The sequence below is a fragment of the Acinetobacter sp. NIOH-H-8 genome, from assembly GCF_046635365.1.
In the GTDB taxonomy this organism is placed as follows: Bacteria; Pseudomonadota; Gammaproteobacteria; order Pseudomonadales; family Moraxellaceae; genus Acinetobacter.
Map to the genome: position 1 here is coordinate 1 of NZ_JBHDVN010000032.1, position 21,746 is coordinate 21,746.

Sequence of the window (21,746 nt, forward strand, 5' to 3'; positions counted from 1 at the left end):
TATATTTCTGTGACCCACATTCACCATGGCAAAAAGGCACATGCGAAAATATGAATGGTTTAATTAGGCAATATTTACCTAAAGGGATTGATTTAAATCAGGCAGATCAGCATTATTTAAATCAAGTCGCCATGTCACTGAATACTCGTCCTAGAAAAGCGTTAGATTGGCTTACACCATTAGAGAAGTTTGCTCAGCTTGTTGATTATCATAAGGCTTTTGAAACTGTCGCACCTCATGTTTGAATTCGCCCTACTTTATGTAGCCTTATTTAAATCAAGGAATAACCACATAATCATTCTTAAAACTATTGGCTTCAAAGTCTCCCTCTACCAGATGCACAAATTTCTGGTCAATCCTGTTCAGTTCTAAGCAATCATCTACATCAATCACGGCATCGGTATGAGGTTTAAACCAGGTCTTTTCAATGGCCAGCTTGCCTTGTGCTTTAGCCTCAGTCTTATTTTTTGCAGCAACTACCAGATATTTATGGATTTCACCAAACTGATCTGGCACATAAGCACCTAGATTGATCAGGAATAATTTTAAATCCTGTTTTACAGGTGTGTCCGTCACCTGAACCTGATAATTCAGATCCTGATAGCTAACACCATTGATCATCATCCAGCCATCGACATGCAGGCCTTTTTGCACACCAAACCATTGCTGCTTCAAATATGGGAAAGCTGTCTTAATATCTGAACTAATGACCGGAATTACGTCATGTACTTCTACATTGGCTTTTTCATGCTTGCCACCCAATAAAGTAATGTAGAGCTTAAATTCAGACATAAAAAATCCTTTAAAAGTAAAATAGAAAAAACTTTATCCGCATAGTGTAAATGGAACTTACTCGTTCAACTTCAAGTAAATCATCTCATATTCTTAAAATCCTGAAATTTACTTAAATCAGCATCAATATATTGGATAAAAGATCCTAATTTGATCTATTTTTAAGCAAGCTTATTTGTATTAAAATAAGGTCCGAATTCCCCTTCTCTTATAAGTGAGTCACGCCAATGAAGTAAGTCTATTTTTCTCATCAACGATTATTTTTAGATTGATGTGCAAAATAGATCGTCTGGCTTGATCTTTTCTAGAAAAAATCTCTTGTTTATTTTGTGCATCCTGTATTTATGAGGTTATTTATGACTCAACAGGCATGTGTAATATCCAATCTGACTTTAGAATTCCCTTCCAAAGTCATATTTCAGAATTTAAATTTTACCCTTCCTAAAGCTCAGGTCAGCGCTTTAATTGGCCGTAATGGACAAGGTAAGTCTTTGCTCATGCAGCTTTTGTATCAGGCTCAGCATTCTTCTCCACATTGCTCAAGCCAAGTTTCCTGGCAAATGCATCATGCCGATCTACCACAATTGCATCGGTTAAAGGCAGCCACAATTGCTGAAGCACTCGAAGTAAGTCAATTACATCGTGCTTTTAAAAATGTTGAACATGGTACAGCCAGTTTCGAGGATTATGAGCTACTTGAGGATAGTTGGCATTTGCCGCATCAATGGCAGCAACTGTTGAGTTCAGCACAATTACCCACCGATCTGGACTTTCCCGTACAATATTTGAGTGAGGGCCAAAAGACCAAACTTGCTTTATGTAGCTTGTTCTTAAAGCCTGAATATTATTTATTGCTGGATGAGCCGAGCAACCATCTGGATCGTGAAGCACGAACATGGTTAATAGAGCATTTAAAGTTACATCCTGCTGGTGCGTTGATCATTAGTCATGACCGGACTTTGCTAGATCAGGTTGATCATATTTATTATTTAAATGAGCATGGATTACAGCACTTTACTGGAAACTATGCGGAGTTTTTTGAACAGTATCAGAAAAATGTCACTTCACTCGAACAGTCAATTCAGCAGAGTCAGCGTGATATTAAACAGATGAAGCACAAGCAGCATGACGTTTTAATGAAAGCACAAAAGCGGGAACGTGCCGGAAACAAATTACGTGATTCGAATTCCCAAGCCAAAGTGCTTTTAGACTTTAAAAAAGAACAGGCTGGTCAAAGTATAGGTAAAGTTCAGGCACAGCACCAACGGCAAATTTCCAATGAACAATCTGAGTTAAAATTTCAAAAGCAGCAACTCGAAAAGATAAAACCTCAGCTATTTCAATTTCCAGACCTTAAACCACAGTCTGGTGAAATTCTGCGGGTTAAAGAGTTAAAGCTTCCTTTTGGTACTCCACAGCCTGTGAATCTTGCTTTAAGTGCAGCTGAAAAGATCCATATTATAGGCCGAAACGGAATTGGTAAATCCACTTTGCTGAAACTGGTCGCCCAACAAAAGCAGCAACCTCTAGATCAAATATTTCTGGCACGAAGCTGTTTTTATCTGGATCAAAATTTTAGTTTTCTCAATGAGGCACTAAGTGCGATTGAAAATTTAAGGCAGATGAATCCTGATATTCCGGAAGTGGAATGGCGTAATCTGTTGGGCCAACTCAGAATTCGTGGTGATAAAGGTACTTATCCTTTGTCTCAGTTAAGTGGTGGTGAAAAACTCAAAGTAGCATTATTAGGTCTTAGCCAGGTCTCCCCTCAACCCGAACTTTTATTATTGGATGAGCCAGAAAATCATCTGGATATTGAGTCTAAAGCTTTGCTGGCAAGTGCAATTCGGTCTTATAAAGGCGCTGTAGTTTTAGTTTCACACGATGAACAGTTTGTGCGTGATTGCGAGATCACTGAAGTATTCAATATGAATAGACTTCCGTCATAAATCAAAAAACGTACAATTTATTTGATCTTAAATTAATCAGCAAAATTATTTAATTCAAGGGATAATTCTTGGATGAAATTCAAAGATATTCAAAAATTATCAGACGTTAAATTTCGTAGGCTTACCGGTGTTAGTTGGGCTACATTTAACCTCATGTTGGCCGAGCTAAATAAGCATTTACCTTGTCATATTGGTAAAGGACGACCGCATAAATTACCGTTGGAAGATCGTTTGCTCTTATGTATAGAATATTGGAGAGAATATCGAACATTTTTTCATCTTGGTATGAGTTACGGTGTATCTGAAACGAGTGCAATTCGTATCACACGTGTTATTGAAGATACCTTAATCCGTTCTGGAAAATTTAACTTGCCAAAACAACTTCCTAATCGAGATGAAGTAGATTGGGAAGTTGTTGTGATTGATGCAACTGAAATATTAGTTCAACGTCCAAAAAAAACAGAAGAAATGGTATAGCGGTAAAAAAAAGCGACATACCTTTAAATTTCAGCTATCTATGCACTATACAACAGGTGAAATACTGAGTGTATGTGGAAGTCATGGAAGCATGCATGATTTTAAAATATTAAAAAAAAGCATGAGGAAATTAAAATTTAAGCCCTTTTTTATCGTTGATAAGGGGTATTTAGGGATAAAGAAATTGGGTTTTGGATGCCTCATGCCATCTAAAGCAAAGAAAACTGAACAACTAGATTCTGAATTAAAAAAGTTAAATAAAGAGATTGGTCGTAGACGAATTCAAGTAGAGCATGTATTTGGAAGGATGAAATGTTTTAAGATTTTATCTTGTGTATATAGAAATCGTCGTAAACGATTAAACCTGCGGTTTAATTTACTTGCTGGCATATACAATTTAGATTGGGTGAAAGATAAACAATTAAATTGGTTGAAAAATGATTTATGAAGGAAGTCTAATGAATAATTTTCATTAAACTTATATATGTAAAAGCCACCTCAACAGGTGGCTGATCAATCACGGGAAATAAGCTTATTGTTTTGTAGTCACACTCTGAGAATATAAATTTAATAAATATTTTGACAGTATGGTATTCCCCACAAATAGAGAGCCTGATTCACTTAGGTGTCCATAATCCACCTGAAGCAGGTCTTCTCCTTGAGCTGCACGAATCCGACATTTGTATTGCTGCTGAACATCATCTTTTTTACATAGATGATCAATAAGAGATATATAGGTAATTCCCTGAGGATATTGTAATTTTTTCATTTTCTCGTCTACCTGAACTGCTCTTAGATCCAGCCCGGCATCAAATATAAAATCTTCAGCACTATTCCAGTTTTTCGGTTTCACCATCACTTTCGGAAGCGAAGGTTTCCATTGCGAAATTGGCCCCACAATGACGATATTGGATACGCCAAGCTGAAGTAAACTTTTCCCGATGTTTTCCCAATTGGTTTCATCGTGTTTCAGGGCTTGAGTGATAACCACAATTTTGGGCTTAAGTTCTGCGATGCTCTTTAGCGCCAATTTATTGGAATAATCACAGGCTTCTTTATAAGCTCCTTTATGGTAGTTGATCTCGGTCAGCGATGCCCTGCAAATGGAAGAGGTTTTCTGATAAAAAGGGATATCCTTGGATTTCAGTAATGTTCTCAGCCCTAAAGAAAGTGCTTCAGCATGAGAATCTCCCCATAAGAACACCCCGCCTTCCTTTTGTTTCGTGATACAGACCGGATCAGGATCATAACTATTATGCTCGGTCAGGCTCACGTAAGTATCACATTTCAGCCAGTACGCATCCCTTAAATTTTTGAATTTCTCATTATAATAATCTAAAAATTTTGCCTGTTCTGAGGCTGCACCTTGGCGCAGATCTGTATTAAAACCATTAAATATATTTAAAGTAACTCCTAAGCTTATGAGCACTAGAGAAAAATAAAGCGGTTTTATACGATAAATATCTTTCCATTGATGGTATGAAGGTAATTTAATCTGCTCAATATACTTATAGCTCAGAAAACCTAACACTATAGAAAGTACTATTCCGGCATACACATAATATTCAGGCAATGAGTAGATATAGATCAGAACCACCAAAGGCCAGTGCCAGAGGTAAATAGAATAAGACCAGGTCCCTAATTTTTGAAACACAATATTATTGGTAATAACGCTGTCATTTCGATGTGCCTGAATCATCAGGAAGGTACCGATAACAGGAAAAACTGCCAGATAGCCAGGCCACAAATCTTCTGCTGAAATGAAGAAATAAGACCCTAAAATAAGTGCCAATCCCGTTCCTTCCAGCAACCTTTTCTTATTTTCCTGCAAGGTCAAAGGGTAAAGATAAGCAATTCCCCCGATCATCATTTCCCAGGCTCTGGTAGGTAACAGGAAATAAGCCGGATTTGGCCATTTGTAGGTAGCGATCACAGATAGAATGAATCCTAAAATCGTTCCTGCCAGCAGCACAAATTTCATGGTCTGGATGGACATGAACTTGCGCATGGCAATGAGAACGAGTGGATAAATCATATAGAATTGCCATTCTACGGAAAGTGACCAGGTATGTAATAACCACTTTTCGTGAGTGCCTGCCTCAAAATAACCGGATTCCTTCCAGTAACTGATATTGGATAAAAAAGTCATGCTACTCGCGGCATGCTTACCCAATAACTTGTAATCAAAAGGCGTCAGATAAAACCAGCCAAAAATCATTAATACCAGACACAGCGCGGCCAAAGCCGGAATAATCCGATTCGCACGAGCCACATAAAATTTCAGAATAGAAAATTTTTCATGTTCTAAATCTTTAAATATGATTCCAGTCATTAAAAAGCCTGAAATCACAAAGAAGACATCTACTCCAACAAAACCGCCAGGTATCCAGGCCGCATTAAAATGAAATAGCATGACTGCAATCACGGCAATTGCTCTGAGGCCATTGATGTCTGTTCTGAATTTCATTGGAATCCTGTCCTATAAAGCCTGTTATTTATTTTAATTGTTATGAAATACTGCTAATTTTTATTAAATTTTATTTTAAATCAAATTCTTATATTAAAGCGTAGAATGCAAATATTACTGTTTTAGTATTTTATGTACTCATTATATTCTACGTTTTCTTTTTCGCCAAATACCTTTATTGTTAATCATCTAAATTAAAATCCCGAGTATCGACATAGCCACCGCCGCCTAAATTTTGTAGAATACAGTTTTTATTCCATGGTGCTCCTTTATGACCGCTTGGACTGCTCACGTCACTGTCGCAACTGTCGTCGAAAAAAATGGAAAATTCCTGTTCGTTGAAGAACATACTGAAGGTGTTACCCATACTGTATTCAATCAGCCGGCAGGCCATGTGGAGGCAGGTGAAGCCATTGTCGAAGCAGCCATTCGTGAAACCATGGAAGAAACCGGTTATCAGGTCAATGTTACTGATCTGATCGGCATCTATACCTATACCCCGCCGATGTTCCCGGATCGTACCTATTTCCGTTTCTGCCTGAGAGCAGAAGCCGTCAGCCATGATGAAAATGCTGAACTGGATACCGGTATTGTCGGTGCAGTCTGGATGACGCTGGATGAACTGGTTGAAACCGCACGTGCTCGCAGCCCATTGGTGATTAAAGCCGTGCAGGATGCCCAAGCTGGCAAACACTATCCTTTATCGCTCATTTACGAGCACCAAAATTCTCCCTTAATTTCAAATTTGGATGCCTAATCCTATGCAACAACGTGTCATCGTCGGTATGTCTGGTGGTGTAGATTCATCTGTGTCTGCAGCTCTCCTCCTTCAACAGGGTTATCAGGTTGAAGGTCTTTTTATGAAAAACTGGGAAGAAGATGACGGCACAGAATACTGTACGGCAATGGAAGATCTTGCCGATACACAAGCCGTTTGCGACAAGATCGGGATCAAACTGCATACCGCCAACTTCGCGATGGAATACTGGGATCGCGTGTTCGAGCATTTCCTGGCTGAATATGCTGCTGGCCGCACCCCAAACCCGGATATTTTGTGTAATAAAGAAATCAAATTCCGCGCCTTCCTGGATCATGCGATCAATCTCGGCGCTGACTTTATTGCCACTGGTCACTACTGTCGTCGCGGCGAAACCATGACCAATTCACGTGGTGAGCAATATGCTCAATTACTGCGTGGTTATGACAATAATAAAGACCAGACTTACTTCCTGCATGCGGTCCATGGTCGTGAAATTAATAAGACCCTGTTCCCTGTCGGCGAAATTGAAAAACCGCAAGTCCGTAAAATTGCAGAAGAATTAGGTCTGGCAACAGCGAAGAAAAAAGATTCTACAGGTATCTGTTTTATTGGTGAACGTCGCTTCAATGACTTCTTAAAGCAATATTTGCCGGCGCAACCTGGAAAAATCGTGCTGGAAGATGGCAAAGAGGTTGGTGATCATCACGGCTTAATGTACTATACGCTCGGTCAACGCGGCGGGATCGGTATTGGCGGTATGAAAGGCGCGGAAGAAGGTGCCTGGTTTGTACTGCATAAAGATATTGAAGGTAACCGTCTGGTAGTGGGTCAAGGCCATGAGCATCCACTGATGCAAAGTACCATATTGTGGTCTGAAGCGATTGACTGGGTAGCCGGTGAACAGGATATTCCTGAATCAGGTTTCCGCTGTACGGCAAAAACCCGCTACCGTCAGCCTGACCAAGCGTGTACTATTTTCAAGGATCCAGAAACACCAAACGGTGTTCGTGTTGAATTTGATGAGTCGCAACGTGCTGTGACCCCGGGTCAAAGCGTTGTATTCTACTCAGGTGAAGTTTGTTTAGGTGGTGGCGTGATTCATCATACCAATGCGCCTAAACCTGATTTTATTAAAGGATGATTTCGGCATGACGGAGTTACCGTTTCAACAAGCCACAACGTTGAATGTTCGTCAAAATCGTGCATTGGCGCTGGCAGGGGTTTTTCAGGCCACCCAGCTGACGCATATGACTGCATTGACGGGACAGCAAAGCATTGGTGAAAGCGGTAATTTCTATTTTGAGCAGTTGATTAAAGCCAGTTTAAATATCCGTCCAAGTGGCAAGTTAAATGCCCAGACCTTAGACTTCTTTAATCAGCTGGCCGATATTTCCCTCGGTTTAAAAACCCTGGAAAGCAGCATTACCCAACCTTTTAATACGTCCCCAAAATCCAGACTTCCAAAACTTTCATCGACCAAACTTCCAATGTCCTATGCCATGGCACTTCTTCAGTTAGAAAAGAAGGTCTATAGTAATCCCAAGTTTGTTGAAATCATCGAACAATCCCAGCAAAAAATCCTCAGACAGCTCTCCTTCTTCGATAACAATTACATGCACCCCAGCATCATTGCCAATCTTGCTCAAACCTATGTGGATACCGCCGGCCAGATCAATCCGCGGATCATGGTGCGTGGCAATGCTGAAGCCTTTAAAGATTCCGGTCATACCAACCGCATCCGTGCTTCACTCTTTACTGGACTGCAGATGGCGCACTTATGGCGGCAGCTTGGCGGCAGTTCATGGGGCATGATTTTTGGCAAGCGCAAGCTGCTACAGGATATCCAAAATCTCGCGCGCTTACAGTTTCAGGTGATCTAAACCATGTTGTTGTACGCGCACCGTTTTTCGTTTAATTCCAAAATTTAGGGAATCGATATGAACGCTTTAACTGCACTTTCTCCATTAGATGGACGCTACGCTAGCAAATGTGATGCGCTGCGCCCTTTTCTTTCTGAGTTTGGTCTGATCCATGCTCGTGTGACTGTTGAAGTGCGTTGGTTACAAGCGCTTGCCAACCGTCCTGAAATCACTGAAGTGCCAGCTTTCTCATCTGAAACCAATGCTGCACTTGATGCGATTGTTGCCAACTTCTCTGAAGAAGATGCCAACCGCATTAAAGAGATCGAACGTACTACAAACCATGACGTGAAAGCGGTTGAGTATTTCCTGAAAGAAAAAATTGCAGGGATTGAAGAGCTGAAAAATGCGGGTGAATTCATTCACTTTGCATGTACCTCTGAAGACATCAATAACCTGTCTCATGCTTTAATGCTGAAAAATGGCCGTGATGTTTTAATCGCGTCTATGCAACAAATTATCGATTCAATCGTGGCTTTGGCTGAGACTCACGCTGAACAGCCAATGCTGTCTCGTACTCACGGTCAAACTGCCAGCCCAACCACTTTGGGTAAAGAAATGGCGAACGTGGCTTACCGTCTGGCTCGTCAAATCAAACAGTTCAAAAATGTTGAATTGCTGGGCAAAATCAACGGTGCTGTAGGTAACTACAATGCACACTACTCTGCTTACCCAGAAATCAACTGGCCTGCTCACTCACAAGCTTTCGTGGAATCTTTAGGTCTAACTTTCAACCCGTACACCACTCAGATCGAACCGCACGACTATATGGCGGAACTGTTTGATGCACTGCGTCGCTTCAATACCATCCTGATCGACTTTAACCGTGACGTTTGGGGTTATATCTCTCTTGGCTTCTTCAAACAAAAACTGAAAGAAGGCGAAGTGGGTTCTTCTACCATGCCGCATAAAGTGAACCCAATCGACTTTGAAAACTCTGAAGGTAACCTGGGTATTGCAAATGCCGTATTGGCTCACCTAGGCGAAAAACTGCCTGTATCTCGCTGGCAGCGTGACCTGACTGACTCTACTGTGCTTCGTAACATGGGTGTTGGTTTTGCACAAAGCTTGATCGCGTTTGAGGCATGCTTAAAAGGTATCGGTAAACTTGAACTGAATGCTGCTCGTATTCTTGAAGATCTTGACCACGCACAAGAAGTTCTGGCTGAACCAATCCAAACAGTAATGCGTCGTTATAACGTTGAAAAACCATACGAAAAACTGAAAGCACTGACTCGTGGTCAAGCGATGACTCGTGACATGATGGTGAGCTTCGTGAATGGTAATGAGCTTGAAGCAGTTCCTGCTGCAGACCGTGCACGTCTGGCTGAAATGACCCCTGCAACTTATACAGGTAATGCTGCTGACCAGGCAAAACAAATTAAAGACTTAATTTCTAAAATCTAATTTAGATAATTAAGACCAAAAGCGAGGCTCCGGCTTCGCTTTTTTTATTTATAATTATTTTCAACTTTAAAACAAAACGACAGATAACAAGATGATAGATCATCGATTAAGCAGCAAACATTTTGTTAGTTTAGGGATTTTGGCAATTGCGATTATCTTTGCCAGTATTCAGCCTTTAGAAATAGAATCTTATTTGCTCCATCAAACAGGTACAGTTTTTATGATCGTTATGTTGATCTTGTGCCTGTATAAAATCGGATTGAGCTTTTTCAGTTTCAACCTTTATCTGGCTTTTCTGCTGATTCATGTGGTTGCTGCACATTATCTGTATTCTTATGTACCTTATAATGAATGGACTCAGACACTGTTTGGCTTTGACCTGAATGCTGCCATGGGCTGGTCACGCAACATGTTTGACCGTTTTGTACACCTGGCTTTTGGCCTTCTACTCTACCCGGTATTTTACCGGCTGTTTCAGGTCTGGCTACCGCAGCAAAAACCATTCACAATTTTCTTGTTAGTCATTCAATTTGTCATGGCAACCAGCCTGATTTATGAATGGATCGAATGGCTGATTGCGATTGGCTCATCCCCTGAACAGGCAGAAAGTTATAATGGTCAGCAAGGCGACATGTGGGATGCCCATAAAGATATGTTTTTAGCAACAGTCGGGTCGATGTTTACGGGTGCACTGATGCTGATTTCACAAAATAAAAAAAGCTCATTAAAGTGAGCTTTTTAGATCATCATGAATTAAAGTTTTGAATCATGGATTTAATTACCTTCATGTTTTTCAATTATGGAAGTGGGCAATATCGCTGCAAATCATCTTTCATTTTTTGCAATTCATTACCCGTCAATATCTCGCTGTAATAAATATAATAGGTGGCATCAGGATATTGAATCTCATGTCTGTACATGATTCCCCGTAGAGAAACAGACAACTCTTCAGGGAAATCATCCGCTAAATTCAGTTGTTCAAATTCATAGTTAAAATAACAATTTTGGATTGCTAAAAATGCTTCAGCTACGGCCATCTTTCTGCTCTTAATGGAAATATGCTTCATTTTAGCTGATGAGCAATAGTCATGGCTGATATTTATGAAGATTCAATCCATTTAACCAGCTTAGATTCTGCCAAATGCGGATATTTGAACTTATCTAAATATTCAAAGCAGGCCTTCTGCCCTTGAGGAATTTTCTTTAGATGCTGATCAAAAAATAGATGACGATTATATTGAGCACCATCAAAGCGGATGCTGACACGCTCAAAGTAACCACTACGACGAGCATTGAATTGGTAAAATTGAATCACGCCACAGTCCTGCGAAGGAATTACAGGTATAGCATCTGGCTTTAAAAATGCGTAAAGTAAAAAGATTGAAGTGCCCGGAAGAAAGCTGAGCCAAAATAACATCTTCTTCGATTCGTCAGTGGTTAATTTCGCTTCAGAATAGAACATACATAGCATCGGAATAAAAATGATACTGAAGAAGCCTAATAGTAAAAGAAACGTGAGCATATAAATGAGAAACCACTATAAGTCAGTTACTTATATCACAATTTTTTGATTTTAAATTATAAAAAAAGCCCACCGAAGTGAGCTTTTAGATTCATAACTGAATAACAAATTAAAGTTTAGGATCGCGCATCTGTACCAGATTTGAATTGGCTTTGGTTAGCGTATCTACTACTTTATTCATCATCGCAGGGATAAAAGAATCTGCAATTTGTGCTGCTTGCAAACCTAGTTTTTCGCCCAGCGTTGGTTTTTTACGGGTATGGATTAAATACACATCATGTTGCGGTAAAAGACCTAGCAGATATTCATCGGAAGTTTGCAGTTTATCTATCAGATTCAGATCTAGGGCATCCTGACCATACCAGTGTTCACCCGTTGCCACTTTTTCAACATTTAACTGTGGGCGATATTTTTCTACGAAGTGTTTAAACAAGGCATGTGTCTGTTGCAATTCTTCTTCAAACTTGGCTTTACCCTCTTCGGTATTTTCACCAAACATGGTCACCGTACGTTTGTATTGACCCGCAGTATAAAGCTCAAAATCGATCTTGTTTTCTTTCAGCAGACGGTTAAAGTTCGGTACCTGTGCCACTACCCCAATTGAACCCACAATCGCAAACGGTGCAGAAAGCACTTCATTTGCAATACACGCCATCATATAACCGCCACTGGCTGCAACCTTATCAACACAGATGGTCACATGAAAACCCGCTTCACGTAAGCGCACCAGCTGCGCAGCTGCAAGACCATAACCATGTACCATACCACCCGGACTTTCTAAACGTACAATGACACGATCACGACCAGCTTTCGCTGTAGATAGAATCAGGGTAATTTCTTCACGCAAGCTTTCTACTGCTGACGCAGCCATATCACCTTTAAAATCGAGAACATAGATTTTCTGGTTAGTTTTCTTACGCGCACGCGCTTCTTTTGACAATTGCTGGCTTAATTGCAAAAGTTCCAGTTTAGATGAAGTTGTTTGCGCTATTTTTTTTCGTTGCTCATTAATGCGCGCATTCAAATGACTAATACGGATTTCAGCGGGTAATTTGGGGGTATGAAATAACATAAAAATCGGGTCTCAATTATTTATATAGGTTTGAATTTAAGATAAGGTCAAATGAATTTTTTTCAATAGAATATTGTTGTTTAATTGCTGAAACGGAGCAGTATCCATATGGTCTTAGTAAGGCAAAAATAATTCGCACTATAGAAAATTAATACCATGTTGATAACCTGCCCAGACAATAACTCCTAGCAATACAGCAGAATTCGTATATAAGGTTTTTTCCTGCTTTTTGAAATAGAAATTCAAACTGAGTCCATACAGCAATCAAATCAGTGTATAAAACATGCTGCCGCTTTGTAATTGATGCCACAGACCACCGATGCTTAAACTTAATGCGATCAGCAGCATCAGAGAAACTGACATCGTTTTGAGTGTTTCCATAGCGGATGCAACCTTTTCTTAACATCTATCTTTTGACAGCTCTGCCATGTCAAAGACGGCATATTCTATAAGAATTTCGGGCACAATAGGATTCGGTTTATTTTTCCACATTTCACTGATTCAATTGATATATCTTATTCTTTGGTTACTTTTGGATATAAAAAAAGAGCTTTTTAGCCCTTCTTTCTTGAGATAAAACTTCTTAACCAAAACGCCCGGTAATATAGGCTTCTGTAAGCTGATGGTCAGGCTGAGTAAAGACTTTCTCGGTCGAGTTGACTTCAATCAGATCACCTAAATGGAAATAAGCAGTCCGATCAGAGACTCGCGCTGCCTGCTGCATGGAGTGAGTCACAATAGCAATGGTGTATTGGGTTGAAAGTTCAGAGATCAGTTCTTCAACTTTAGCTGTTGCAATCGGATCGAGTGCTGAACAAGGTTCATCCATCAGAATCACTTCAGGAGAAACGGCAATCGTCCGTGCAATACATAAACGCTGTTGCTGCCCGCCCGACAACCCTATACCCGGCTGATTTAAACGGTCTTTGACTTCATCCCACAGCCCTGCCTTACGCAAGCTGTTTTCTACGATTTCTTCCAGATCATATTTATCCCGTGCCAGACCATGCAATTTTGGACCATAAGCGACATTATCAAAAATTGACTTTGGAAATGGGTTTGGCTTTTGGAAAACCATACCAACTTGTGCACGTAGTAACACCACATCTAGATTTGGATCATAGATATCTTGATTATCCATCATCACTTTACCTGTTACACGGCAGCTATCAATGGTGTCATTCATACGGTTTAAGGTACGTAAGAATGTTGATTTACCACAGCCAGATGGACCAATAAATGCAATCACTTCATTTGCATAAATATTTAGGTCAATTCCTTTAATGGCTTCAGTCTCACCGTAGTAAACATGAACATCTTGTGTGCTAATTTTTACATCAGTTGATTTTGAATCTTTCTTTTGACTTGTCTGTGTATCGAACTGAGACACAAACGAAGTCGATGGCTGTTTTTGACTGCCCTGAGCAGAGGTAAATTGCGTTGGTTCTGGATTCACGGACTTATCCTGTTCTAAGGAATTCTGTTCTGGAGTAATAACTGTATTCATATAATGCTCTCAATTACCAGCGTACTTCAAATTTCTTACGTAACCAAATGGCTAGGCTGTTTAAGCCAATCATCAGTGCAAGAAGTACAATAATCGCTGCTGCGGTACGTCCTTCGAAGAAGTTACGCAATTCATTACCCTGCCATAAGAAAATCTGTACAGGTAAAGCAGTCGATTGATCAAGTGGCGTAGCAGGCACGTTTGCAACGAAGGCGCTCATACCAATGAGTAATAGTGGTGCTGTTTCACCTAAAGCTTGGGCAACACCAATAATACCGCCCGTTAAAATACCCGGCAAAGCCAATGGCAATACATGGTGGAAAACTGTTTGTAAGCGTGATGCACCTAAGCCTAAAGCGGCTTGGCGAATCGAAGGTGGAACGGCTTTTAAAGATGCACGCGTTGTAATAATTACGGTTGGTAGTGTCATTAAACTTAAGACCAAACCGCCCACAACAGGTGCAGAAAGTGGCATATGCATCCAACCAATAAAAATTGCTGCACCCAACAAACCAAATACGATGGATGGTACTGCTGCAAGGTTATTGATGTTGACTTCAATAATGTCAGTAATCCAGTTTTTCGGTGCAAATTCTTCAAGGTAAATAGCAGATGCCACACCAATTGGAATAGACAACACAATCACAATCAGCATCATAAATAGCGAGCCCATAAATGCGCCTGCTAAGCCAGAAGTTGATGGTGAACTACGTGAATCTGGATTTTTAAAGATTTCTGTATTGAAGCTATTCGTGATTACACCATCGGCTTTTAACTGATCGGCCAATTGACGTACTTCAGGGCTCAGCTGTTGCTGTTCATCTGGCAGACTACGGTCGATATTTCCTGCTAACCATACATCAACATTCGCATCAGCTAGAATTTTGAAGTCCTGCGTTTTGCCAATCAATGACGGATCTTTCATCACCATATCACGTAAGCGATAAGCTTCGGAACTGGTGTAAATACTATTCAACTCATCACTTTGATTTGCAATTTCAGGTGCTTTTTTAACAATACCGTTAACAATGAGCGCATCCCAATCCACCATGCCCATTTCAGTTTGCCAAGCAATAAAACGCTCTTCAAACTGTGCAGGTGACTCACCTTCTTTTTGAACCGGTTTAGGGCCGACTTGAATAATTGCTGGATCAAAAAACACCGGCACAGTCATGCTACTTTGCCAAAATGCAGGTAAACCTTTTGCCAAGATACTGCCAAATAGCAAAGCAACAAATAATAAACCTGTAATGACCGCACCGAAGCCAAACATACGAAACGTCTTTTCTTTACGGTGACGCTTTGCCAATGAGCTTTCGATGATTTTTTTACGCTTTTCACGCTGCTCGGCAGCAGCTTGCGGATCGAATGTTTGATCCATATTTGATATATTAGTCGTACTCATTCGTATTGCTCACGGTATTTACGCACGATGTACAGCGCAACAATATTCAGACCTAAAGTAATTACAAACAGCGTTAAGCCCAATGCAAAAGCAACCAAGGCCTGAGGACTCGCAAAATCTGTATCACCTGTTAATTGATTCACAATGGTAATTGTGACTGTCGAAACCGCTTCGAGTGGATTGATATGTAACAGCGGACTATTACCAGCGGCTAGTACCACAATCATGGTTTCACCAATGGCACGTGATGCTGCAAGCAAGAACGCACCGATAATACCTGGCAATGCTGCTGGAATAACCACTTGGCGAATCGTTTCAGATTTTGTCGCACCTAATCCGAGTGAACCATCACGTAGTGCTCGTGGCACTTGAGTAATGATGTCATCTGATAATGAAGAGACAAATGGAATAATCATAATGCCCATGACAAAACCAGCGGTTAAGGCACTTGTCGCATTAATGTCGAGCCCAATCATTGCGCCTAAATCTTTAGCAAATGGACCAATGACCATTAAAGCAAAGACACCATAAACAATGGTTGGAATACCTGCCAATACTTCAATCGCAGGTTTTGCCCATGAACGAAAACTTGGTTTTGCATATTCAGCAAGATAGATCGCAATCATTAAACCAACAGGAACAGCTACCAATAATGCGATACCACTCACCATGAGCGTACCCCACAATAAAGGTAATAAGCCGTAACTGCCTTCTGCACTTCCCGAAGTACTAAAACCTGGGTTCCATTCAGTACCAAAGAAGAAGTCGAGAGGATTAACAAAACTAAAGAAGCGCATTGCTTCACTAAACATCGACATGACAATACCGACAGTGGTCAAAATCGCCACGCCTGAACATAGTGCCAATGCTACATTTAAGACTTTTTCAACTTGATTTCGTGCACGATATTTTTCTGCAATGCGACGTTTAGCCATCACTAAACCAATCAATGCCGCACTTACAACAACTGCTAATTTCGCGAATGAACCAATGTTCTCAATTTTCTTTAACTGTTCTGCTGCTGCAAGTTCATAAGCAGCTGGTGTATCGCTCACCCCAAAACCCGAAGCCAATGCTTGTACACGCTCAACCATCACGCTTGTACTCGCCGGATCTAGCGTCGCACGAATTTGTTCAGGCACATGATTTAAAATGACTTGTTGAAAAATACTTGGTTCAACTAAATTCCAAACAATCAGAATTAAAAATGCTGGGATACCACACCACAACGCGACCAATGCACCATAGTAACCCGGTCGAGAATGCAGCATCGCTGAGTTATTCCCTTTACCTGCAAGTTTACGGCTCTTGGTTAAGCCAACTTGATAGGCAATGGCAATAATCGCCAGTAACACACCAATGAGGAGCAGATTCATGTAATCTCCACTGTTTCTTCAATTACACACTTTGAAAAAACGGTTTCTTTGCAAAAAAACCAAAGGCAGGTCGACCCTGCCATTGGCTATTTCCATACTTTTATTTAACAGCTTTACCCGCTTTGAAGTTTGCTAGTACCGCAGCACGTTCTTTGTCAGACATTGAAATCAGACCAGCTTTTTCAAGCTTAGAACCTTTACCAGATACTTTTTTGCTTACAAAGAATTCTGTAAATTCTTTCAAGCCTTTGATTGATTTAAGATGTTCACCTTTCACGTAGAAGAACAATGGACGTGATACAGGGTAAGAACCATTCAGAATTGTTTTCTCAGATGGAGCAACGTTGTTAACTGTCGCTACACGTAATTTGTCACGGTTTTGATCATAGAAACCTAAACCAAAAACACCGACTGCATTTGGAGATGTTTTTAAACGTGCCAGTGTTTCAGTGTAGTCGCCAGCAATTTCAATCACACGGCCATCTTTACGGAATGTAGAACATGCCTTTTTCTGTGCATCTTTATCTAACTTCGCAAATGCTTGGTAAGTTTCACAGCCAGCATCAACCATTTTTTCTTGGAACACTTCACGTGTACCGTGGTTTGATGCAGGAATCACTAAAGTGATTGCTTCATTTGGAAGTGTTGGATCAATTTGGTTCCAACGTGTATATGGGTTTGCAACCATTTTACCGTTAGATGGTAATTCAGCAGCTAAAGCAGCGAATACATGTTGTGGACGTAATTTGAATGCCGCTTTTTTAGCGTTTGATGCAAACACGATACCGTCATAACCTACTTTAATCTCAAGAACTTGGTTTACACCTGCTTTTTTACAAGCTGCAAGTTCAGTGTCTTTAATTTTACGAGATGCATTAGCAATATCGATAGTGTTATCACCAACGCCATTACAGAATTGTTTCAAACCACCCGAAGTACCACCAGAACCTACAACAGGTGCTTTAAATTGTGGGAATGTATTACCAAACTCTTCTGCAACAATACTTGCGTAAGGCAAAACTGTAGAAGAACCAGCAATTTGGATCGTGTCACGAGCTGCATTTGCAGTTGTTGCAACAGCTGCCCCTGAAAGTGCCAACGCAATTGCGATATGATTGAAGCGCATTCTCATCTCTCTTTATTGATGCATTTATTGGAGTACGCCACTTTCTAATAAAGTCTTGTACTTTTTCGATACACGCATTTTGATTTTAGAATATGACAGCCGGGTTACAGCTTTATGACGGTTTTATGATAATTAATTCGTTACCTGCTCAAGACAATATAATAGAAAAAAGACCCTTTTCAGGGCCTTTCTATTTAAGTGGTGGGTTCAGTAGATTCAGGCAAGAGTACCGGTTTCCTGTGATATTTCATCACATACATCACCGTCAAAAATAGCAACCAGACCGGCACCAATGCAACGGCAATCTGCATTTCTTTGGTAAAACTCATGATCATTAAAATCATGATGATAAATGAAATTGTCAGGTAATTACTCCAGCGGCCAAACAGGCTTGGGAATGCGGTCATCTGCTGCTGTTCCTGCATGGCTTTTCTGAATTTCAAATGGGTCAGTGAAATCATCAGCCAGTTAATTACCAAAGCAGAAACCACCAGTAGCATCAGAATACCGAAAGCTTCACCCGGCATGAGGTAATTCATTAATACACAGATACCGGAGACTGCTGCCGAGAATAGAACAGCATTTACTGGGATACCCCGGCGGTTAATTTTCTTTAAAAATGCCGGTGCATTACCCTGTTGAGCCAGACCCAACAACATGCGGGTATTACAATAAATACAGCTGTTATAGACCGAAAGTGCAGCAACCAGAACTACAAAATTAAGAACATTCGCCACACCATGACTGTTCAATGACTGGAAAATCATTACGAACGGACTACCGCCCTGCGCCACCAGATTCCATGGATACAGACATAGCAACACGCCAATGGCACCAATATAGAAAATCAATACACGGTAGACAATTTGATTGACTGCTTTTGGAATGGTCTTTTCTGGATTTTTGGTTTCACTGGCGGCAATACCAATCAGCTCCAGCCCACCAAATGCAAACATAATCACGGCAAGTGCCATCATAAAACCTGACCAGCCCTCAGGGAAAAATCCGCCATGCTGCCACAAATTTGTCACACTGGCCTGACTTCCTGCAGAACCGCTAAACAGCAGATAGATCCCGAATCCGATCATGCTTAAAATGGCAATAATCTTGACCATGGAAAATATAAATTCGCTCTCACCGAAGAATTTGACATTGACCAGATTGATCCCATTCATAAGCAGGAAGAATGCCAGTGCCGTGAGCCAGGTCGGAATCTCCGGCCACCAGAACTGAATAAAAGTACCAATTGCACTCAACTCAGCCATACTCACTAAGACATAGAGCACCCAATAGTTCCAGCCTGAAATAAAGCCTGCTTTTTTGCCCCAGTATTTATTGGCAAAATAACTGAATGAACCACTGACCGGTTCATGCACCACCATTTCACCCAATTGGCGCATGATCAGAAATGCAATGATGCCAGCGATGGCATAGCCCAGAAGCACTGATGGGCCTGCCAGCTGAATTGTATGTGATAAACCTAAAAATAATCCTGTACCGATCGCTCCACCTAAGGCGATTAGCTGGATATGCCGATTGGAAAGCTGTTTTTTTAATTGATGATCTTCAACATCCATATTGTCACTCCTTGTGAACAATTTTTTTAATTTCTACATTTTGCTAGATTGCCTTTTTGTAGGGAGGTGTATTCTGCTCAACCAGCTGCTTATAACCATATTCACCATAGTCATAGCGTGCCACGACTTCAGCAAACTGTTTTAAACGTTGTGGTGCATCCATACGTGGGAGTTGCAGTTCAATCAGACATAATTCCTCAGCCTGATGAACTTGTGCGAGTGTACGCTTTAATTCTGCCGGGGTTTTGACTATATGAGCCTGATGCAGGGTATCTGCAGAAAAGACTTGAGCAAACTGGCTGTATTTCCAGTTCTGAATATCGTTGTACTTGGCATTTTCACCCATAATCAAACGTTCAATGGTATAGCCGCCATTATTTAAAATAAAAATTACAGGTTTTAAGCCTTCTCTTAATAAGGTAGAGAGCTCCTGAATGGTCAGCTGAATCGAACCATCCCCAATAAATAACAGATGACGGCGCTTCGGTGCAGCAAGCATACTGCCAAGCAAAGCAGGCAAGGTATAACCAATCGATCCCCAGATCGGTTGAACCAGATACTTGGCGGTCACTGGCAAGGTTAGTCCAGACACCCCCGCATTGGCGGTGCCCACTTCTGCCACAATCACATCATCTTCCTGTAAGAATTCAGAAATCTGCTGCCAGAGTGCAGTTTGGCTCAGCGCAGTATTTTCTTCGATCTGTTGAGTTTGTAACGATGGTTTCGCTGCAGGATTAAAAGTACGTGGTTGATCATCTAAAGTCTGTTTTGAGATAGCTTGGATCAACTGAGCTAAATCCAGTCCACTGATCATCTGCCCATCCAGACAAAGACAGGAATCCGCCAGATACAGCATATTTTGTGCGGATACACGATGTGAGAAAAATGCGGTGGCAACATCGGTAAAACGTGGCCCAATAGCGATCAGGCAATCCGACTGTTCCACCAGCTGACAAGTCGATGCTGCGCTTGCTGCACCTGCATAAACGCCCGCATATAAGGGGTGACTTTCATTCATGATATTTTTGGCAGTAGACAGACAGGTATAGGGAATCTGCATGCGCTCAGCCCAATTTTGCAGCATATCGGTAAGCTGGAAAATTTCTGCTTCATTGTCAATGAGCAGGACTGGCTGACGTGCCTGTTTGATGCGTTTGGCTATCCGTGCCGCAGTTTCTTGCAGAAGTTTTGGATCACTCTGTGGACGGCTCAGATCCAGAGGCTGCTTAGGTACTTTAATCTGAAGATGGGTAATATCCGATGGAAGCTGAATATGAACCGGTCGACGCATCAATATACATTGCTTTAATACCCGGTCAATTTCACTCACTGCATTGGCTGGAGTCAAACGCGTTTGTGCCACAGTAAATTCGCGCATACAACTCATGATATTGTCATAATCGCCATCAATCAGGGTATGGTGTAACAAAGCGCCCTGCTCTACGGCATGCAAAGGCGGAATACCGGAAATATGCACCATGGCAACCTGCTCGGCATATGCACCTGCAATGCCGTTAATCGCGCTTAAGTCACCAACACCATAAGTGGTGAGTAAAGCGCCGACACCATGCAGACGTGCATAACCATCTGCTGCATAAGCTGCATTTAGCTCATTACAGTTACCAATAAATTCCAGTTTTGGATCAATTTCGATCTGTTCTAAATAGGAGAGATTAAAGTCACCTGGCACACCAAAAATATATTGAATTCCTAGCTCTTGCAGGCGCTGATTAAGGTACTGACCAATTTCCATAAACATTATTATTTTCCCTATCACTTATCATGCTTCAATTACAGAATATTGCATTTCATTTTCTGATTTCGTGCATAATGCAAGTCACAATGATTCAAAAACACATAAAACGTGTATCGGATAAGGATTCAATGCAATGGATGCAATGGATGCAATGGATAAATTTGACTGGAAAATCATCCAGGCTTTGCAAAAAAATGGGCGCCTGACGAATCAGGAAATCGGAGATTTAATCGGTTTGTCAGCCTCTCAATGTTCTAGACGGCGTCAGCTGCTGGAGCAAAAAGGAATTATTTTAGGTTATAGCGCCTGCATTCATCCTGAAGCTTTAGGGATTGCAGTTTTGGCTATGGTACAGGTCAATCTCAAAACACATGACGCAGCAGCGAAGATCGCTTTTCAACAATTGATTGAAGAAGAAGCTATTCAGGAAGCTTTTTCTTTAAGTGGTGATGCAGATTTCATGTTAAAAGTAGGTGCCAAAAATCTGGAAATGCTGGCAAATTTTGTGACTGAAAAATTGCTGAGCTGTAATTTTATCGGCCATATCAAATCTTATATTGTCTTAAATAAATTCAAGCAATTACATTTTGATTTTCAGGCTGCCCGCCCTTTATTACGTTGATATATCTTAAAG

At 40.9% G+C, this 21,746-nt stretch carries 20 protein-coding genes and 1 pseudogene; 10 read left to right on the forward strand and 11 right to left on the reverse strand.

Translation table 11 applies throughout. The annotated features are described in order from the left end of the window. Positions 1 to 245 (forward strand): IS30 family transposase (locus ACEWB7_RS11985; protein WP_180033861.1); only part of this gene is annotated, 245 nt, incomplete at its 5' end. Between the two features lie 31 nt (positions 246 to 276). On the opposite strand, the gene ACEWB7_RS11990 is transcribed toward ACEWB7_RS11985, so the two are convergent. Continuing rightward, entirely contained in the window at positions 277 to 792 is a 516-nt protein-coding gene (locus tag ACEWB7_RS11990) for a DUF1543 domain-containing protein (protein WP_034706545.1), read from the reverse strand. A 356-nt stretch (positions 793 to 1,148) separates the two neighbouring features. On the opposite strand from ACEWB7_RS11990, the gene ACEWB7_RS11995 reads away from it, so the two are divergent. The 3 genes and pseudogenes from ACEWB7_RS11995 to ACEWB7_RS12005 all read left to right on the forward strand — a co-directional run. Next, on the forward strand, positions 1,149 to 2,741 hold the full coding sequence (locus ACEWB7_RS11995) for an ATP-binding cassette domain-containing protein (RefSeq protein WP_411580831.1): 1,593 nt from the start codon (positions 1,149 to 1,151) through the stop codon (positions 2,739 to 2,741). A 72-nt stretch (positions 2,742 to 2,813) separates the two neighbouring features. Beyond that, entirely contained in the window at positions 2,814 to 3,218 is a 405-nt protein-coding gene (locus tag ACEWB7_RS12000; RefSeq protein ID WP_004783114.1) for a transposase family protein, read from the forward strand. A 37-nt stretch (positions 3,219 to 3,255) separates the two neighbouring features. Next, positions 3,256 to 3,666 (forward strand): annotated as a pseudogene (locus ACEWB7_RS12005) (transposase family protein); the annotation flags it as partial. Between the two features lie 84 nt (positions 3,667 to 3,750). Here the strand turns inward: ACEWB7_RS12005 and ACEWB7_RS12010 are convergent. Next, positions 3,751 to 5,685 carry an acyltransferase family protein gene (locus ACEWB7_RS12010; RefSeq protein WP_312308425.1) on the reverse strand — a complete coding sequence of 645 codons (1,935 nt, stop codon included), beginning with the start codon at positions 5,683 to 5,685 and terminating at the stop codon, positions 3,751 to 3,753. Positions 5,686 to 5,956: 271 nt separating this feature from the next. Here ACEWB7_RS12010 and ACEWB7_RS12015 point away from each other — a divergent pair, with 271 nt between their 5' ends. The 5 genes from ACEWB7_RS12015 (at position 5,957) to ACEWB7_RS12035 (ending at position 10,504) form a co-directional block, all read left to right on the forward strand. Next, positions 5,957 to 6,442 (forward strand): NUDIX hydrolase, encoded by a 486-nt coding sequence (locus ACEWB7_RS12015; RefSeq protein WP_034703631.1) that lies wholly within the window; start codon positions 5,957 to 5,959, stop codon positions 6,440 to 6,442. A gap of 4 nt (positions 6,443 to 6,446) precedes the next feature. Further along, positions 6,447 to 7,586, forward strand: coding sequence for a tRNA 2-thiouridine(34) synthase MnmA (mnmA, locus tag ACEWB7_RS12020; protein ID WP_411580834.1), 1,140 nt, complete (start codon positions 6,447 to 6,449; stop codon positions 7,584 to 7,586). Positions 7,587 to 7,593: 7 nt separating this feature from the next. Further along, entirely contained in the window at positions 7,594 to 8,325 is a 732-nt protein-coding gene (gene hflD, locus ACEWB7_RS12025) for a high frequency lysogenization protein HflD (protein ID WP_004782648.1), read from the forward strand. A 57-nt stretch (positions 8,326 to 8,382) separates the two neighbouring features. Then, on the forward strand, positions 8,383 to 9,771 hold the full coding sequence (gene purB, locus ACEWB7_RS12030; RefSeq protein ID WP_034703634.1) for an adenylosuccinate lyase: 1,389 nt from the start codon (positions 8,383 to 8,385) through the stop codon (positions 9,769 to 9,771). A 91-nt stretch (positions 9,772 to 9,862) separates the two neighbouring features. After that, positions 9,863 to 10,504 (forward strand): DUF2238 domain-containing protein, encoded by a 642-nt coding sequence (locus ACEWB7_RS12035; RefSeq protein WP_034703635.1) that lies wholly within the window; start codon positions 9,863 to 9,865, stop codon positions 10,502 to 10,504. 64 nt (positions 10,505 to 10,568) lie between these two features. Here the strand turns inward: ACEWB7_RS12035 and ACEWB7_RS12040 are convergent, their stop codons facing one another. The 9 genes from ACEWB7_RS12040 to ACEWB7_RS12080 form a co-directional block, all read right to left on the reverse strand. Then, complete coding sequence (locus ACEWB7_RS12040; protein WP_034703637.1) at positions 10,569 to 10,808, reverse strand: hypothetical protein; 240 nt, start codon at positions 10,806 to 10,808, stop codon at positions 10,569 to 10,571. Positions 10,809 to 10,870: 62 nt separating this feature from the next. After that, complete coding sequence (locus tag ACEWB7_RS12045; protein WP_034703638.1) at positions 10,871 to 11,293, reverse strand: hypothetical protein; 423 nt, start codon at positions 11,291 to 11,293, stop codon at positions 10,871 to 10,873. Between the two features lie 109 nt (positions 11,294 to 11,402). Beyond that, the gene (gene sohB / locus ACEWB7_RS12050) at positions 11,403 to 12,365 is read right to left on the reverse strand and encodes a protease SohB (protein ID WP_312318435.1); all 963 of its coding nucleotides are present in this window, start codon (positions 12,363 to 12,365) and stop codon (positions 11,403 to 11,405) included. A 583-nt stretch (positions 12,366 to 12,948) separates the two neighbouring features. Next, positions 12,949 to 13,872 carry a phosphate ABC transporter ATP-binding protein PstB gene (pstB, locus tag ACEWB7_RS12055; RefSeq protein WP_034703641.1) on the reverse strand — a complete coding sequence of 308 codons (924 nt, stop codon included), beginning with the start codon at positions 13,870 to 13,872 and terminating at the stop codon, positions 12,949 to 12,951. Between the two features lie 13 nt (positions 13,873 to 13,885). Then, positions 13,886 to 15,277: a phosphate ABC transporter permease PstA gene (gene pstA, locus ACEWB7_RS12060; protein WP_312318438.1), complete on the reverse strand. Its 1,392-nt coding sequence runs from the start codon at positions 15,275 to 15,277 to the stop codon at positions 13,886 to 13,888. Then, the gene (pstC, locus tag ACEWB7_RS12065) at positions 15,274 to 16,653 is read right to left on the reverse strand and encodes a phosphate ABC transporter permease subunit PstC (RefSeq protein WP_034703645.1); all 1,380 of its coding nucleotides are present in this window, start codon (positions 16,651 to 16,653) and stop codon (positions 15,274 to 15,276) included. The genes pstA and pstC overlap by 4 nt, the downstream gene beginning before the upstream one ends. 100 nt (positions 16,654 to 16,753) lie before the next feature. After that, the gene (locus ACEWB7_RS12070) at positions 16,754 to 17,779 is read right to left on the reverse strand and encodes a substrate-binding domain-containing protein (RefSeq protein WP_034703646.1); all 1,026 of its coding nucleotides are present in this window, start codon (positions 17,777 to 17,779) and stop codon (positions 16,754 to 16,756) included. 194 nt (positions 17,780 to 17,973) lie between these two features. Then, positions 17,974 to 19,356, reverse strand: a complete 1,383-nt coding sequence (locus tag ACEWB7_RS12075; protein WP_034703648.1) for an amino acid permease — start codon at positions 19,354 to 19,356, stop codon at positions 17,974 to 17,976. Positions 19,357 to 19,399: 43 nt separating this feature from the next. After that, complete coding sequence (locus ACEWB7_RS12080) at positions 19,400 to 21,115, reverse strand: alpha-keto acid decarboxylase family protein (protein ID WP_312308394.1); 1,716 nt, start codon at positions 21,113 to 21,115, stop codon at positions 19,400 to 19,402. 148 nt (positions 21,116 to 21,263) lie between these two features. Here ACEWB7_RS12080 and ACEWB7_RS12085 point away from each other — a divergent pair, with 148 nt between their 5' ends. Further along, a complete protein-coding gene (locus ACEWB7_RS12085) occupies positions 21,264 to 21,734 on the forward strand; it encodes an Lrp/AsnC family transcriptional regulator (RefSeq protein ID WP_313484273.1) in 471 nt (156 codons plus the stop codon). Positions 21,735 to 21,746 lie beyond the last annotated feature (12 nt).

What these genes read in the sequence shown, in the direction of transcription:
- ACEWB7_RS11990 (WP_034706545.1), bottom strand. Translation starts at nt 792, where the DNA reads ATGTCTGAATTTAAGCTCTACATTACTTTATTGGGTGGCAAGCATGAA.
- ACEWB7_RS11995 (WP_411580831.1), top strand. Translation starts at nt 1,149, where the DNA reads ATGACTCAACAGGCATGTGTAATATCCAATCTGACTTTAGAATTCCCT.
- ACEWB7_RS12000 (WP_004783114.1), top strand. Translation starts at nt 2,814, where the DNA reads ATGAAATTCAAAGATATTCAAAAATTATCAGACGTTAAATTTCGTAGG.
- ACEWB7_RS12010 (WP_312308425.1), bottom strand. Translation starts at nt 5,685, where the DNA reads ATGAAATTCAGAACAGACATCAATGGCCTCAGAGCAATTGCCGTGATT.
- ACEWB7_RS12015 (WP_034703631.1), top strand. Translation starts at nt 5,957, where the DNA reads ATGACCGCTTGGACTGCTCACGTCACTGTCGCAACTGTCGTCGAAAAA.
- mnmA (WP_411580834.1), top strand. Translation starts at nt 6,447, where the DNA reads ATGCAACAACGTGTCATCGTCGGTATGTCTGGTGGTGTAGATTCATCT.
- hflD (WP_004782648.1), top strand. Translation starts at nt 7,594, where the DNA reads ATGACGGAGTTACCGTTTCAACAAGCCACAACGTTGAATGTTCGTCAA.
- purB (WP_034703634.1), top strand. Translation starts at nt 8,383, where the DNA reads ATGAACGCTTTAACTGCACTTTCTCCATTAGATGGACGCTACGCTAGC.
- ACEWB7_RS12035 (WP_034703635.1), top strand. Translation starts at nt 9,863, where the DNA reads ATGATAGATCATCGATTAAGCAGCAAACATTTTGTTAGTTTAGGGATT.
- ACEWB7_RS12040 (WP_034703637.1), bottom strand. Translation starts at nt 10,808, where the DNA reads ATGGCCGTAGCTGAAGCATTTTTAGCAATCCAAAATTGTTATTTTAAC.
- ACEWB7_RS12045 (WP_034703638.1), bottom strand. Translation starts at nt 11,293, where the DNA reads ATGCTCACGTTTCTTTTACTATTAGGCTTCTTCAGTATCATTTTTATT.
- sohB (WP_312318435.1), bottom strand. Translation starts at nt 12,365, where the DNA reads ATGTTATTTCATACCCCCAAATTACCCGCTGAAATCCGTATTAGTCAT.
- pstB (WP_034703641.1), bottom strand. Translation starts at nt 13,872, where the DNA reads ATGAATACAGTTATTACTCCAGAACAGAATTCCTTAGAACAGGATAAG.
- pstA (WP_312318438.1), bottom strand. Translation starts at nt 15,277, where the DNA reads ATGAGTACGACTAATATATCAAATATGGATCAAACATTCGATCCGCAA.
- pstC (WP_034703645.1), bottom strand. Translation starts at nt 16,653, where the DNA reads ATGAATCTGCTCCTCATTGGTGTGTTACTGGCGATTATTGCCATTGCC.
- ACEWB7_RS12070 (WP_034703646.1), bottom strand. Translation starts at nt 17,779, where the DNA reads ATGCGCTTCAATCATATCGCAATTGCGTTGGCACTTTCAGGGGCAGCT.
- ACEWB7_RS12075 (WP_034703648.1), bottom strand. Translation starts at nt 19,356, where the DNA reads ATGGATGTTGAAGATCATCAATTAAAAAAACAGCTTTCCAATCGGCAT.
- ACEWB7_RS12080 (WP_312308394.1), bottom strand. Translation starts at nt 21,115, where the DNA reads ATGTTTATGGAAATTGGTCAGTACCTTAATCAGCGCCTGCAAGAGCTA.
- ACEWB7_RS12085 (WP_313484273.1), top strand. Translation starts at nt 21,264, where the DNA reads ATGGATAAATTTGACTGGAAAATCATCCAGGCTTTGCAAAAAAATGGG.